Here is a 14,813-nt window from a genome sequence, read left to right on the forward strand (position 1 = left end):
CGGGCGCAAGCGTGCTCTCAGAGGGCGCCGACAAGGTGTCCACCATGACCACGACCTCGCCCCAGGGGCGCACCGAACTGCTGAGGCCGGACGGGAGCCCCGTCCGGGTGCTTGTGGTGGACGACGAGCTGTCGATCACCGAACTGCTGTCCATGGCCCTGCGTTACGAGGGCTGGCAGATCCGCAGCGCGGGGGACGGGCAGGGCGCCGTCCAGAGCGCGCGCGAGTTCCGGCCCGACGCCGTCGTCCTCGACATGATGCTGCCCGACATGGACGGGCTGGCCGTCCTGGGCCGGCTGCGCCGCGAGCTGCCCGACGTCCCCGTCCTGTTCCTGACCGCCAAGGACGCCGTGGAGGACCGGATCGCCGGGCTCACGGCGGGCGGGGACGACTACGTCACCAAACCGTTCAGCCTGGAGGAGGTCGTCGCCCGGCTGCGCGGACTGATCCGGCGCGCGGGCGCCGCCGACCGGCGCTCGGAGTCCGTGCTCGTCGTCGGCGACCTCACCCTCGACGAGGACAGCCACGAGGTCTCGCGCGGCGGGGACGACATCCACCTCACCGCCACCGAGTTCGAGCTGCTGCGCTTCCTCATGCGCAACCCGCGGCGGGTGCTGAGCAAGGCGCAGATACTGGACCGGGTGTGGTCGTACGACTTCGGCGGCCAGGCCAACGTCGTAGAGCTGTACATCTCCTACCTGCGGCGCAAGATCGACGCCGGGCGCGAGCCGATGATCCACACCCGGCGCGGCGCCGGTTACCTGATCAAGCCCGCGGTCTCGTGAGCGGGCGGCGGCGGTCGCGGGCACGGTGGGGAGCGCCCCGGCCGCGCACGCTGCGGACGCGGCTCGTCGTCGCGTCCGTGGTGCTGATCGCCGTGGTCTGCTCGGTGATCGGCACCGTGACGACGCTCGCCCTGCGCTCGCACCTCTACGAGCAGCTGGACGGCCGGCTCAAGGAGGTCGCCATGCGGGCGTCGGTGGGTCTGCGGCCGCCGGACGACCACACGGGCGCCGGCGTGACGCCCGAGCGGCAGCCCGGCACCGTGGATCTGACCGACTTCGTCACCCGGGGCCCGCAGCCGGAGTACACGATCGCCGCCAAGGTCGACGACGGCACGATCACCGAGGCGAAGGTCGGCGAGAAGGCGAACGACGACAACAACGTCCCCTGGATGGACGCGAAGCCGCTCACCGCCGCCCAGATCCGCGCCCTCGACGCGGTCCCGCGCGACAAGCGCAGGCACACGGTCGACGTCCCCGGCCTCGGCGGGTACCGCGTCCAGTACGTGACCGGCCCCAACGGCGCGTACTACGTGGCCGTCCCCACCTCCGACGTCGAGAACACCGTCGCCACCCTGATCCTGGTCGAGGTCAGCGTCACCGCCGCCGGACTCGTCGCCGCCCTGCTGGCCGGCGCCGCCATCGTGAGCGTCGCCCTGCGCCCGCTGCGCCGCGTCGCCGCCACCGCCACCCGCGTCTCCGAACTCACCCTGCACACCGGCGAGGTGAACCTCAGCGAGCGCGTCCCCGAACCGGAGACCGACCCGCACACCGAGGTCGGCCAGGTCGGCGCCGCGCTCAACCGCCTGCTCGACCACGTCCACGGCGCGCTGCACGCCCGGCAGCAGAGCGAGACCCGGGTGCGGCAGTTCGTCGCGGACGCCAGCCACGAGCTGCGCACCCCGCTGGCCTCCATCCGCGGCTACGCCGAGCTGACCCGGCGCGGCCGCGAGGAGGTCGGCCCGGACACCCGGCACGCGCTCGGCCGCATCGAGTCCGAGGCCGGGCGGATGACCCTGCTGGTGGAGGACCTGCTGCTGCTCGCCCGGCTGGACGCGGGCCGGCCGCTGCGGTTCGAGCACACCGACCTCGTACCGCTCGTGGTCGACACCCTCAGCGACGCCCGGGCCGCCGGGCGGGACCACGTCTGGCGGCTGGAGCTGCCCGACGAGCCCGCCCTCGTCCCGGCCGACGCGGCGCGGCTCCAGCAGGTGCTCGTCAACCTGCTGGCCAACGCCCGCACCCACACCCCGCCCGGCACGACCGTCACCGCACGCGTGCGCGGCAGCGGGCCGTGGCTGTGCGTGGACGTCGAGGACGACGGGCCGGGCATTCCGCGGGAGCTGCTGCCGCACGTGTTCGAACGGTTCGCCCGGGGCGACTCGGCGCGCTCCCGCGCCACCGGCTCGACCGGACTCGGGCTGGCCATCGTGCAGGCCGTGGTGGCCGCGCACGGCGGCGCCGTCACCGTCGACAGCGTGCGCGGCCGGACCGCGTTCACCGTCCACCTGCCCGCGCTCCCGAAGCCCCCGAAGCCCCACTCGCACCCCCACTCGCACCTCCACTCACAGGCACGCCACAGCGTCACCACATCGGCGCGACAGGGCGGTTGAGGAGAGTCACCGGCATGCGAAGCGACCTTTCTCCCGGCACCCTGCCGGCGCGGGAGCACCTCCCGGCCGACGACGCCGGTACGCCTGTCCTGGACGTGGTGATCCCCGTCTACAACGAGGAGAAGGACCTCCGGCCGTGCGTGCTGCGGCTGCACGAGCACCTCGCGCGCACCTTCCCGTACGCGTTCCGCATCACCGTCGCGGACAACGCCTCCACGGACGGCACCCCGCGGGTGGCCGCGCTGCTGGCGGCCGAGCTGCCCGAGGTCGACACCTTCCGGCTGGAGCAGAAGGGCCGGGGCCGCGCCCTGCGGACCGTGTGGTCCGCCTCCGAGGCGCCGGTCCTCGCCTACATGGACGTGGACCTGTCCACCGACCTCAACGCCCTGCTGCCGCTGGTGGCGCCGCTCATCTCCGGCCACTCCGACCTGGCCATCGGCTCCCGGCTCGCCCGCAGTTCGCGCGTGGTGCGCGGGGCCAAGCGGGAGTTCATCTCCCGCTCCTACAACCTCATCCTGCGCGGCTCGCTCCAGGCCCGCTTCTCCGACGCGCAGTGCGGGTTCAAGGCGATCCGGCGCGATGTGGCGCAGGCGCTGCTGCCGCTGGTGGAGGACACCGGCTGGTTCTTCGACACCGAGATGCTGGTGCTGGCCGAGCGGGCCGGGCTGCGCATCCACGAGGTGCCGGTGGACTGGGTCGACGACCCCGACTCCACGGTGCACATCGTCAGCACGGCCACCGAGGACCTGAAGGGCGTGTGGCGGGTCGGCAAGGCGCTGGCCACCGGTTCGCTGCCGCTGGACCGGCTGGCCCGCCCGTTCGGCGACGACCCGCGCGACCGCGAGATCCAGGACGTGCCCAAGGGGCTGGCCCGCCAGCTCGTCGGGTTCTGCGTCATCGGCGTCCTGTCCACCCTCTTCTACCTGCTGCTCTACAGCTTCTTCCGGCAGTTCGCCGGCTCCCAGGCCGCCAACGCCCTCGCCCTGCTGGTCTCGGCGGTCGCCAACACCGCCGCCAACCGGCGGCTGACCTTCGGGGTGCGCGGCCGGGGCGGCGCCGTCCGGCACCAGGCACAGGGGCTGGTCGTCTTCGGCATCGGCCTCGTCCTCACCAGCGGCTCACTGGCCGCCCTGAACGCCGCGACCAGCAGCCCGGCCCACTCCACCGAACTCGCGGTGCTGGTGGCGGCCAACCTCGCGGCGACCGTGCTGCGCTTCCTGCTCTTCCGGGCCTGGGTCTTCCCGGACCGCCGGGACCGGCCGGCGGACCCGGCCGCCGGTGCCACCGGACCGTCCGGCGCCGAGCGCGACGCACGCGGTCCGTCCGCCCGGGTGTACGTCGCGCGCGGCGACGGCCACGGCCCGTACCCGGCCTCCGAACCGCTCCCGCGGCGGCCCACCGCGCCGCCCACCGCGCACGTCCCGACGCCGTACGGCCCGACCGGGCACGGCCCCGCCGACGCCCCGTACGGCACCTCCGCCTACGGCACCTCCGCCTACGACACCACTCCGTTCCGCACCGGTGACGCCGATCCGAAGGACCCCCGATGACCACTGAGCACGACCGGACGGGCGCACGGGAAGGCACGGAACCCTCGGCCGGCTCGGCCCCCTCGGCCCCCTCGTCCTGGAGTCCGCCCCCGACCGCGCCCCCGGCGGCGACGATCGCCGCCGAAGCCCCTGCGGCTCCCCCGGCCGCCGACGGCCCCACGGCCCCGGCGGCCGTACCGGGAGCCGGCGAGCCGAAGCAGCCCCTCGCGCGTCGCCTCTGGCGCGGCCGGCCGGAGGACCCCCGCTGGGCCCGCCCGGCCTTCCTCGCCCTGCTGCTCGCCACCGGGCTCCTCTACCTCTACAACCTCAGCTCGTCCGGCTACGCCAACTCCTTCTACTCGGCGGCCGTCCAGGCGGGCAGCACGTCCTGGAAGGCGTTCTTCTTCGGCTCGCTGGACGCGGGCAACGCCATCACCGTCGACAAGCCCCCGGCCTCGCTGTGGCCGATGGCGCTGTCGGTGCGGATCTTCGGACTGAGCTCGTGGGCGATCCTCGTCCCCGAGGTGATCATGGCCGTCCTCACGGTCGCCGTGGTCTACGCGGCCGTGCGCCGCCGGTTCAGCCCGGCGGCCGGTCTGATCGCGGGCGCGGTGCTGGCGCTCACCCCGGTGGCGGCGCTGATGTTCCGGTTCAACAACCCGGACGCGCTGCTCGCGCTGCTGATGGCGCTGACCGTGTACTTCGTCGTCCGGGGCCTGGAGGACGGCCGCACCAAGTGGCTGCTGTGGGCGGGCGTCGCCATCGGCTTCGCCTTCCTCGCCAAGACCCTGCAAGCCTTCCTGATCCTGCCGGCGCTGGCTCTCGTCTACGGTGTCTGCGCGCCCGTGCGGCTGAAGAAGCGGCTGACGCAGCTGGCGCTCGCGACGGCGGCGATCGTCGTCTCCGGCGGCTGGTGGGTGGCGATCGTCGAACTGTGGCCCGCCTCCTCGCGGCCGTACATCGGCGGCTCGCAGAACAACAGCTTCCTTGAGCTGACCTTCGGCTACAACGGCCTCGGCCGGATCAACGGCGACGAGACCGGCAGCGTGGGCGGCGGCGGTGGCGGTCGCGGTGGCGGCGGCATGGGCCAGTGGGGGGAGACCGGCTGGAGCCGGATGTTCAACTCCGAGGTCGGCAGCCAGATCTCCTGGCTGCTCCCGGCCGCGCTGATCCTGCTGGTCGCCGGGCTCGTCCTGACCCGGAAGGCGGCGCGCACCGACCTCGCCCGCGCGTCCTTCCTCGCCTGGGGCGGCTCCCTGCTGATGACGGCGGCCGTCTTCAGCTACATGGCGGGCATCTTCCACCAGTACTACACGGTGGCCCTCGCGCCCTACCTCGCCGCCGTCGTCGGCATGGGCGTGAGCGTCCTGTGGGAGGAGCGGTCCCGGCTGTGGGCGTCGCTCACCCTGGCCGGCGCGGTCACGGCGACCGCGGCCTGGGGCTACGTCCTGCTCCACCGCACCCCGGACTACCTGCCCTGGCTGAAGTGGCTGGTGCTGGTCGGCGGGCTGGCCGCGGCCCTGGGACTGATCTTCGTCGGGCGGCTCGACCGCCGGCTCGCGCTCGCCTCGGTGGCCGCGGCCGTCGTGACCTGCCTCGCCGGACCCGCCGCGTACACGCTGAGCACGGTGAACTCCGGGCACACGGGCGCCATCCCGACGGCCGGCCCGGCGGGCGCGAGCCGGATGGGCTTCGGCGGCCGGGGCGGCTTCCCGGGCGGCGGAGAGGGCATGCGCGGCTTCCCGGGCGGCGGCATGCCGGGCCAGAACGGCCAGGGCCGGCAGAACGGCCAGGGCTTCCCGGGCGGCGGCTTCCCCGGCCAGAACGGCCAGGGTCAGCAGAACGGCCAGGGCTTCCCGGGCGGCGGCATGCCCGGCCAGAACGGCCAGGGTCAGCAGAACGGCCAGGGCTTCCCCGGCGGCGGCTTCCCCGGCGGCCGGAGCGGTGAAGGCGGCCGTACGGGCGGCATGGGCGGCGGCATGGGCGGCCTGCTCAACGGCGCCCAGGTCGGCTCCGAGGCCAAGAAGCTGCTGGAGCGGGACGCGTCGAAGTACACCTGGGTCGCCGCGTCCATCGGCTCCCAGAACGCCGCCAGCTACCAGCTCGCCACCGGTGACCCGGTGATGGCGATCGGCGGCTTCAACGGCACCGACCCGTCCCCGACGCTCGCGCAGTTCAAGAAGTACGTGGACCAGGGGAAGATCCACTACTTCATCTCGGGCGGCGGCATGGGAGGCGGCATGGGAGGCAGCGGCAACAGCACCTCGTCGCAGATCACCTCCTGGGTGGAGAAGAACTTCAAGAAGGTGACGGCCGGTTCGGCCACCTTCTACGACCTCACCCAGCCGACGACCGGCAGCTGAGCACCCCGCGCCGCACCCACGCGGCACGGACGGAGGCGGTGGCCGATCCGGTCACCGCCTCCTCGGGTCCCCGCTGCTCCGCCCCAGGAACGACCTTGTTGGCCTACGGGCCGCAGCGGGCACACTCCAAGGCGGGAGGCGGCGGCCACCCGGCGGCCCGTGCGCGACACGGGCGCCGCCGGGCCCGTACAGGAGGCTCCCTTCGCGTGTCCGCCGGTTCGGGAGTCGAGGAAGGTGCGCCATGGTGAAGGCAGCCGGGGCCGAGGGCGCGGCGCGCCGCAGTGTCTGGCTGGCGGGCAAGGAGCGCCGGTCCGGGCGGGGCGGCGGGCAGCCGTCCGGGCTCGACCGGGCGCGGATCACCGGGGCCACGGTGCGGCTGCTGGACGCCGAGGGCCTCACCGGCTTCTCCATGCGCCGGCTCGCCGCCGAGCTGAACGTCACGGCGATGTCCGTGTACTGGTACGTCGACACCAAGGACGACCTGCTCGAACTCGCCCTCGACGCCGCCTTCGGCGAGCTGCCGCTGCCCCGCCCGGACACCGGCGAGGACTGGCGCGGCGAGCTGCGCGCCCTGGCCGTCGGATACCGGGCGCTGCTGGTGCGCCACCCCTGGCTGTCGCCGCTCGCCGGCCGCTACCTCAACATCGGCCCGAACGCGCTCGCCTGCTCCCGCGAGGTGCGGCGCGTCATCGGCCGCACCGGCCTGCCCCCGCACGGCGTCACGGGCGCGATCTCGGCCGTCTTCCAGTTCGTCTACGGCTACGGCACGATCGAGGGCCATCTCCTCGGCCGGATCGCGGACTCGGGGCTGTCGCCCGAGGAGTACCACCGGCAGCTCCCGGACTCGATGAGCCGGGCCCCGGAGACCGCGGGGGCGACCGAGGGGGCCCATGACGTCGTGGCGGTGCGGGACGGCGAGACGGTGGCGGAGAGCCTCGACCGCGACTTCGCCTTCGCCCTGGACCTGCTGGTCGCGGGGATCGACGCGATGGCCGCCCGCGGCTGACCGCCCGCCCGACCGGGGCCGCCCGGCCCGGTCAGGTGAGATGCCCTACGCGTCGTCGTTCACCAGGCGTGCGGGGAAGCCGCCCGTGGCCACCGGCCCCCACCGCTCCGGGGTGATCCGGATGATCGACTTGCCCTGTTCGCGCATGGCCCGGCGGTACTCGTCCCAGTCGGGGTGCTCCCCGGCGATGTTGCGGTAGTACTCGACGAGCGGCTCCACCGAGTCCGGCGCGTCGATCACCTCGGCGACGCCGTCGATCTGCACCCACGGCCCGTTCCACTCGTCGCTCAGCACGACCAGGCTCACCCGGTCGTCCCGCTTGGCGTTGCGGGTCTTGGCGCGCTCCGGGTAGGTGGAGACCACGATCCGCCCGGAGTCGTCCACCCCGCAGGTCAGCGGCGAGGCCTGCGGTCCGCCGTCGGAGCGGCGGGTCAGCAGCAGGGCGCGGTGGCGGGGCCGTACGAAGTCCAGCAGTTCGTCCCGCGAGACGCGGGTGTTGCTCGCGATGTTCGGTGCCATGCCCGCAGCCTAGGGCCTCTCGTTTGGATCAGGCCGGGCTCGCGGGCCCTGGTGCCGCACCTCGCCGCGTTGTCGTCGGTTGCCATGGCTCCGCCATGACGCCCTCCTCCGCCTTGCGATGCACGGCACCAGACCCCGCTCCCTGATCCGGCCTGATCCAAACGAGAGGCCCTGGGACTCCGGCGCGTACCGGTCGCCCAAGGGCCGTGCCACGTCGGCGCGTCGGGGCGTGAGCCGACCGTCTACCAGGGCGTAAATCGCGAGGACGGACGAGATAAGGTTCTGTTCGTCCTGTGCTCGCAGTCGGGAATGTGCTGCGGAGCTCTCCTGCGCATGGCCTCAGCGCCATGCATGCCGAAGAGGTTCGTGGTGCCTGCGTCCGACTTTTCTGATTTGCCCCATTTTCGGGGAGACATCGAGCTGGCCGAAGCGCTGACCGTGGCGGCTCGTCAACTGCACGACACCCAGACTCCCGACAGCACCATGCAGGTCGCCGTGCGCCTCGCGGTACGGCTGCTGCCGGGGGCGGAGCACGCGGGCATCTCGGTGATGGAACGCGACGGCCACCGCCGTTGCGTCGCCTGGACCGACGAGGTCGTGCGCACCGCGGAGGAATCCGGCGACGGCCCGCCGCAGGCGTCGTACTGGGACCAGCTCTGGCAGGCGCCCGTGGTGCGGCTGACGGACGGCGAGACCGAGGACGGCGGCCGGCCGCTGGCCGACGTGGGGCTGCGCTCGGCGCTCGCGCTGCGGCTGCGCGCCGAGAAGCGGCGGCTGACCGTGCTCACCGCCTACGCCGCCAAACCGCGCGCCTTCGACGCCGACGCCACCCGGATCGGCCGGCTGTACACCGCGCACGTGAGCCTCGCCCTGGACTCGGCGACCGTGCGCGAGCAGCTCACCGAGGCGATGCGCACCCGCGACCTGATCGGCCAGGCCACCGGCATCCTCATGGAGCGGCGGGACATCGACGCGGCCGAGGCGTTCGACAGCCTGGTGCGCACCTCGCAGCGGGAGAACGTCAAGCTGCGGGACATCGCCCGGCGGATCGTCGACACGAAGAGGGCGACCTGACGGCACCGGACGTCAGCGCACGACGAGGGCGGGCCCGCGGTGATCGCGGGCCCGCCCTGTGCGTCGTGGCCGGTGCTCAGGCGGTGGGGAGGGTGTCTCCCTGGACGGCCTGGATGTCGAGTTCGATTCTGAGGGTGGTGCCGATGGCGGCGATGCCTGCTTGGAGGACCTGGTTGTAGTTCATGGCGAAGTCCTCGCGGCGCAGTTCGGTGGTGGCGCGGAAGGCGGCGCGGGTGCCGCCCCAGGGGTCGGCGCCGGTGCCGAGGTAGGCGAGGCGGAGGTCGATTGGGCGGGCGATGCCGTGCATGGTGAGTTCGCCGTGGACGGTCCAGTGGTCGGGGCCGTCGGCGGTGAGGTGGGTGGAGCGGTAGGTGATGTGGGGGTGGTGTTGGGTGTCGAGGAAGTCGGGGGAGGTGAGGTGCTGGTCGCGCAGGGTGTTGCCGGTGTCGATGGAGGCGGCGTGGATGACGGCTTCGACGCGGGACTTGGTGACGTCGTCGGGGGCGATGTCGAGGGTGGCGGTGAAGTCGGTGAAGCGGCCGTGGACGCTGGAGATGCCGAGGTGCTGGGCGACGGCGGCGACGGAGGAGTGGGCGGGGTCGACGGTCCAGGGTCCGGGCGGGGGCAGTTCGCTGCCGCCCTGGCGGGCCAGGGTGAGGGTGCCGATCTCGGCGCGGCCGCTCGCGGTGACGAGGGCGCTGGCGGCGGTGGGCTGGTAGCCGACGGCGGTGACGATGACGGTGTGGGCGCCGGGCGCCAGGTGGGTGGTGTCGCGGACGGCGCCCTCGTGGTCGGCCTCGGCGCGCAGTACCTGGGCGCCGCTCATGTCGGTCACCGTGACGACCGCGTGCGACACGGCCCATCCGTCCCGGGTGCGGATCCTCGCGGTCAGTCCCATCCCGTTTCTCTTCCCCTTCGATGGTGTGTGCGCCGTCGGACCGGTCCGGCCCGTCCGGGCGCACCCACGGTGGAAACCTGAATAAATCGGCAGAAAAATCGGCCGGCCCGGGCGGGAGCGCGCCGTCGCTCGGAGCGCGCCCGCCGCGGGCCGGCTGTGGGTTACTCGCCGGGGTGGGCGAGGTGGATGTCGTGGCCGTCGACGCCGTGGCCGGTGACGGTCAGGGCGGTGGCGGCCGGGGGGTAGCCGGTGGCGATGACGGTGTAGTCGCCGCTGCCGAGGTCGGTGAAGGCGTAGGCGCCGTCAGCACCGGTGGTGGCGGTGGCGACCACGTTGCCCGCCGCGTCGACCAGGGTGACGCGGGCGTCGGCCAGAGGACCGTGCGGAGCCCGCACCACGCCCTGGAGCTGCGCGCCGGCGTCCAGGTCGATCCCGACGCGGGTGACGCCGGTACCGCCGATCTCGACGGGCAGGGCGCGGGGGCGGTGGCCGGCGGCGTTGACCGCGACGGTGACCGCGCCCGGCACCAGCTCCGTGAAGGAGAACGCGCCGTCCTCCCCGGTGGTCCCGGTGGCGAGCAGGTCGCCGCGCACGTCGGTGACGATCACCATGGCGCCCTTGACCGGCAGCCCGCTGTCGGCGGAGCGGACCGTGCCGGTGAGGCCGCTGGTGCCGCTGAGCAGGATGTCGAAGGCGACCGGCTCGTCGTTGACCACGACGGTGGAGGCCTGCGGCTGGAACCCGTCCGCGGAGGCGATCAGCACGTACGAGCCCGCGCCCGGCGCGTCGATCGTGTAGGCGCCGTCGGCCCGCGCGGCCGAACGGCCCAGCTGACGGCCCGCGAGCGAGATCAGCGTCACCGCCGCCCGCGCCACCGGAGCACTCTCCGCACCCCGCACGAACCCGTGCACCGGGATCCCGCCGCCCGCACCGGAACCCGCTCCCTCGGGAGCGAGGGTGGCCACCGCGGACAGCCGCTGGGTGCCCTCCGGACCCGCCTCGGCGCCGGTCCGGCCGGACAGGCGCTCCTCGGCCGGGGTGAACGTGTCGGACGCGGCCTCGACGAGCGGGGCCTGGGTCTGCGCCTCGGCGACGGCCGGGGCCGCGGCCGGGTCCACCGGGGCGGCCGCCGCCTCGGCGCCCTGCGCCAGCGCGCCCTTGGTGCGCAGCGGGACCTCCTTGATGAACAGCGTGATCAGGAAGGCGATCGCCGCCATGGCGCCCGCGATCATGAAGATGTCGGCGATGCCGTGCCCGTAGGCGCTCTCCATGACCGTGCGCAGCGGGGCGGGCAGCGCGTCCATGTCCGGGATGCTGCTGGTGCCGGAGCCGGAACCGCCGGCCAGCTGCGCGTACTTCGGGCCGAGGTCGGCCAGGCCGTCCTTGACGTAGTCGGTGATGCGGCTGGCCATCACGGCGCCCAGCGCGGAGACGCCGACCGCACCGCCCAGGGAGCGGAAGAAGGTGACCGTGGAGCTGGCCGAGCCGAGGTCGCTCGGGTCGACCTGGTTCTGCGTGCACAGCACCAGGTTCTGCATCATCATGCCGATGCCGAGACCGAGCAGGGCCATGAAGATGGCCATCTTCCAGTAGTCCGTGTCGTACCGGATGGTGCCGAGCAGGCCCAGGCCGGCCGTCACCAGGACGCCACCGCTGACCAGCCACGCCTTCCAGCGGCCGGTACGGGTGATGAACTGGCCGGAGACGGTGGAGGAGACGAACAGACCGCCGATCATCGGGATGGTCAGCACGCCCGACATCGTCGGGGACTTGTCGCGGGCCAGCTGGAAGTACTGGCTGAAGAAGACGGTGCCGGTGAACATCGCGATGCCCACGAAGAGCGAGGCGAGCGACGCCAGCGTGATGGTGCGGTTGCGGAACAGCCGCAGCGGGATGATCGGCTCGGACGCCTTGGCCTCGGCCAGCACGAACAGCGCGCCGAGGGCGACGGAGCCGGCGACCATCACGGCCGTCTGCCACGACATCCAGTCGTACTTGTCACCGGCGAAGGTGACCCAGATCAGCAGCAGCGAGACGGCCGCGGAGATCAGGAGCGCGCCGAGCCAGTCGACCTTCACCTGACGCTTCACGACGGGCAGGTGCAGGGTCTTCTGGAGCACGATCAGGGCGATCACCGCGAACGGGACGCCGACGTAGAAGCACCAGCGCCAGCCCAGCCACGAGGTGTCGGTGATGACACCGCCGAGCAGCGGGCCGCCGACGGTGGCGACGGCGAACGTGGCGCCCAGGTAACCGGAGTAGCGGCCGCGCTCACGCGGGGAGATCATCGCGGCCATGACGATCTGCGCCAGCGCGGACAGACCACCGGTGCCGATGCCCTGGATCACGCGGCAGACGATCAGCATGGCGGGGTTCTGCGAGAGCCCGGCCGCCATCGACGCCACGACGTAGATGATCAGGGCTATCTGGACGAGCGCCTTCTTGCTGTACAGGTCGGCGAGCTTGCCCCACAGGGGGGTCGCCGCGGTCATCGACAGCAGGGCCGCCGTGACCACCCAGGTGTAGGCGGACTGGCCGCCGCCGAGGTCGCCGATGATCTTCGGCAGGGCGTTGGAGACGATCGTGGACGACAGGATCGCCACGAACATGCCGAGCAGCAGCCCGGAGAGCGCCTCCATGATCTGCCGGTGCGTCATCGGAGCGTCGCCCGGGGAGTCTCCCCCACGCTTGGCGTGAGCCCGCACACCGGCTGGTGTGGTCGTTGCCATGGGCTTCCTTTACTTACGTGCTTGCGGGTGTACGGGTGGTCTCTTGGAGTACGGGGGCCGCGGGCGCGGCCTGCTCGGCCATCGGGGCGGGGAGCCGGACCGGGGTGGACCGGCAGTCGCCGAAGCTGTCGCGCAGCCGGCCCATCAGCCGGATGAGCTGACCGACCTCGTCGTCGGTCCAGTCGCTCAGCCGCTCCGCGAACAGGTGCGTGGTGCGGCGGGACAGCTCGTCGAGCTGGTCGACGCCGGCGGGCGTCAGGCGCAGGATGCGCGAGCGCCTGTCCGCCGGGTCCGGCAGCCGTTCGATCCAGCCGCGGGCGGCGACGTGCGCGACGTGCCGGCTGGTCACCGACATGTCCACGGCGAGCAGCTCGGCGAGCCTGCTCATGCGCATGTCGCCGTGGCGGCCGAGCAGGGTCAGCGCGGCGGCGGAGCCGGCCGGGCAGTCGGGCGGCAGGATCCGCCCCATGTCCCGTTTCACGGCGCCGACGGCACTGAGCTGACGCGCCAGTTCTTCGTACTGCGCCCGCTCGGCCATCACACCTCCCGTAATTGTTGCTTGGGGCAACCATAGAAGGGGTTGGTTGCCCCAAGCAAACAAGTACGGGGTGATGGACGCAAAAACTTGGCAAAGACAAGTATTGCGAATGTAAAGCAGCAGGTGAGTAGAGCTGACTCGTGATCGCCGACCCATTCGGTGTGAGTGGGCGAGACGCGCGACGCCTTCTCGGCTCGGGGGCATCCCCAGCCCGTCCGGCGCTTGAGGACGAGGCCGTCCAGGCCGAAGCGGGGTCTGGGGGCGCAGCCCCCAGCTCGGCTACCCCGGACTCGGGTACCGATCAAGCCACGGACACATACCCCCACTTGGGCAGCGGCCGGCGTCTTCGCTAGGGTCTCGGGCCATGGCTAACACGCAGGGCCCCCAGGGCAACCACGACCCCGCCGGCAGCACCCAGATGTTCCGTGCGTTCGTCGACGATGCCGCCCCGCAGGGCGGCAGGCAGCAGCCGCAGACCTCCTCCGGTCCGCGCATCGGCCTGATCGTCGGTGTCGTCGTCGCCGTGGTCGTCGTCGCGGCCGTCGCCTGGCTGGCGCTCAAGTAGACGGGTCGCGCACAGACGGACATACGACGGCCGCCGACGCGCTCGGGAGAGCGTGTCGGCGGCCATGAGTCGTGCCCGCCCCCGGCGTCGCGCCGCAGGGCCGGTCCGGCCGGAGCCGGGCCTCGGTCGGAGATGACCTCGGTCGGAGACGACCTCAGTCGGAGATGAGGCCGTCCCGCAGCTGCGCCAGGGTCCGGGTCAGCAGCCGGGAGACGTGCATCTGGGAGATGCCGACCTCCTCGCCGATCTGCGACTGGGTCATGTTGGCGAAGAAGCGCAGCATGATGATCCGCCGCTCGCGGGGCGGCAGCTTGGCGAGCAGCGGCTTGAGCGACTCGCGGTACTCCACGCCCTCAAGGGCCGAGTCCTCGTAGCCGAGGCGGTCCGCGAGCGAGCCCTCGCCGCCGTCGTCCTCGGGGGCCGGGGAGTCGAGGGACGAGGCGGTGTAGGCGTTGCCGACCGCGAGGCCGTCGACGACGTCCTCCTCCGACACGCCCAGCACGGTGGCGAGTTCGGCGACGGTGGGCGACCGGTCCAGCTTCTGCGACAGCTCGTCGCTGGCCTTGGTGAGCGCGAGCCGCAGCTCTTGGAGGCGCCGGGGCACCCGCACCGACCACGACGTGTCGCGGAAGAAGCGCTTGATCTCGCCGACGACGGTCGGCATCGCGAACGTCGGGAACTCCACGCCGCGTTCGCAGTCGAAGCGGTCGATCGCCTTGATCAGGCCGATGGTGCCGACCTGGACGATGTCCTCCATCGGCTCGTTGCGGGAGCGGAAGCGGGCGGCCGCGTAGCGGACCAGGGGGAGGTTCAGCTCGATGAGGGTGTCCCGGACGTAGGCGCGCTCGGGGCTGTCCTCGTCCAGCGCGGCGAGCCGCAGGAACAGGGAGCGGGACAGGGTGCGGGTGTCGATGGCCCCCGGGGCCTCCAGCACCGGTGCCGGGTCCGGCGCGGCCGCGAGGGGCGCCACGTCGTCGAGGGCGTCGATCGGCTGGAGCGCCGGGGAAGCCAGGGAAGGGGCCTCGCTCTTGGTGAGCGTCAGCACCTCGGAGCTGCCCTGTTCTGCGGACATGCCACCCCCTCTGGGTCGCGGGACGGTCGCGGCCGGGCCCTCCGACGAAAGAGAACCTCAGCCCTCACCTGAATACCGGAGCCGAAGCCACGGCAAACGCGCTTCCCGCAGAATGTCACATGTCG

Annotated in this window: 12 protein-coding genes; 7 read left to right on the forward strand and 5 right to left on the reverse strand. The window is 72.8% G+C overall.

Annotated features, from left to right (window positions below):
- The first annotated feature begins 44 nt into the window (after positions 1–44).
- From ABEB07_RS07775 to ABEB07_RS07795, 5 genes are all read left to right on the forward strand, one after another.
- Positions 45–785: a response regulator transcription factor gene (locus ABEB07_RS07775; RefSeq protein WP_345667565.1), complete on the forward strand. Its 741-nt coding sequence runs from the start codon at positions 45–47 to the stop codon at positions 783–785.
- Positions 782–2,395, forward strand: coding sequence for a HAMP domain-containing sensor histidine kinase (locus ABEB07_RS07780; RefSeq protein ID WP_345667566.1), 1,614 nt, complete (start codon positions 782–784; stop codon positions 2,393–2,395). Before ABEB07_RS07775 ends, ABEB07_RS07780 begins: the two co-directional genes overlap by 4 nt.
- A gap of 14 nt (positions 2,396–2,409) precedes the next feature.
- Positions 2,410–3,945: a bifunctional glycosyltransferase family 2/GtrA family protein gene (locus tag ABEB07_RS07785; protein WP_345667567.1), complete on the forward strand. Its 1,536-nt coding sequence runs from the start codon at positions 2,410–2,412 to the stop codon at positions 3,943–3,945.
- Complete coding sequence (locus ABEB07_RS07790) at positions 3,942–6,287, forward strand: glycosyltransferase family 39 protein (RefSeq protein WP_345667568.1); 2,346 nt, start codon at positions 3,942–3,944, stop codon at positions 6,285–6,287. Before ABEB07_RS07785 ends, ABEB07_RS07790 begins: the two co-directional genes overlap by 4 nt.
- A 241-nt stretch (positions 6,288–6,528) precedes the next feature.
- Positions 6,529–7,293 (forward strand): TetR/AcrR family transcriptional regulator, encoded by a 765-nt coding sequence (locus tag ABEB07_RS07795; RefSeq protein WP_345667569.1) that lies wholly within the window; start codon positions 6,529–6,531, stop codon positions 7,291–7,293.
- Between the two features lie 45 nt (positions 7,294–7,338).
- Here ABEB07_RS07795 and ABEB07_RS07800 read toward each other — a convergent pair whose 3' ends face one another.
- A complete protein-coding gene (locus tag ABEB07_RS07800; protein ID WP_176149628.1) occupies positions 7,339–7,812 on the reverse strand; it encodes a PPOX class F420-dependent oxidoreductase in 474 nt (157 codons plus the stop codon).
- A gap of 351 nt (positions 7,813–8,163) precedes the next feature.
- Here ABEB07_RS07800 and ABEB07_RS07805 point away from each other — a divergent pair, with 351 nt between their 5' ends.
- On the forward strand, positions 8,164–8,886 hold the full coding sequence (locus ABEB07_RS07805; protein WP_176152023.1) for a GAF and ANTAR domain-containing protein: 723 nt from the start codon (positions 8,164–8,166) through the stop codon (positions 8,884–8,886).
- Between the two features lie 76 nt (positions 8,887–8,962).
- Here ABEB07_RS07805 and ABEB07_RS07810 read toward each other — a convergent pair whose 3' ends face one another.
- The 3 genes from ABEB07_RS07810 to ABEB07_RS07820 all read right to left on the reverse strand — a co-directional run bounded on the left by ABEB07_RS07810 (position 8,963) and on the right by ABEB07_RS07820 (position 13,051).
- Positions 8,963–9,784, reverse strand: coding sequence for a YceI family protein (locus ABEB07_RS07810; protein ID WP_345667570.1), 822 nt, complete (start codon positions 9,782–9,784; stop codon positions 8,963–8,965).
- 161 nt (positions 9,785–9,945) lie between these two features.
- Positions 9,946–12,441, reverse strand: a complete 2,496-nt coding sequence (locus ABEB07_RS07815; RefSeq protein ID WP_459115374.1) for an MFS transporter — start codon at positions 12,439–12,441, stop codon at positions 9,946–9,948.
- Between the two features lie 85 nt (positions 12,442–12,526).
- A complete protein-coding gene (locus ABEB07_RS07820; RefSeq protein WP_176149625.1) occupies positions 12,527–13,051 on the reverse strand; it encodes a MarR family winged helix-turn-helix transcriptional regulator in 525 nt (174 codons plus the stop codon).
- A 364-nt stretch (positions 13,052–13,415) separates the two neighbouring features.
- On the opposite strand from ABEB07_RS07820, the gene ABEB07_RS07825 reads away from it, so the two are divergent.
- A complete protein-coding gene (locus ABEB07_RS07825) occupies positions 13,416–13,616 on the forward strand; it encodes a hypothetical protein (protein ID WP_164584651.1) in 201 nt (66 codons plus the stop codon).
- 154 nt (positions 13,617–13,770) lie between these two features.
- Here ABEB07_RS07825 and ABEB07_RS07830 read toward each other — a convergent pair whose 3' ends face one another.
- Entirely contained in the window at positions 13,771–14,688 is a 918-nt protein-coding gene (locus ABEB07_RS07830; RefSeq protein WP_164584652.1) for an RNA polymerase sigma factor SigF, read from the reverse strand.
- Positions 14,689–14,813 lie beyond the last annotated feature (125 nt).

This window comes from Streptomyces similanensis, from assembly GCF_039543625.1.
In the GTDB taxonomy this organism is placed as follows: Bacteria; Actinomycetota; Actinomycetes; order Streptomycetales; family Streptomycetaceae; genus Streptomyces; species Streptomyces similanensis.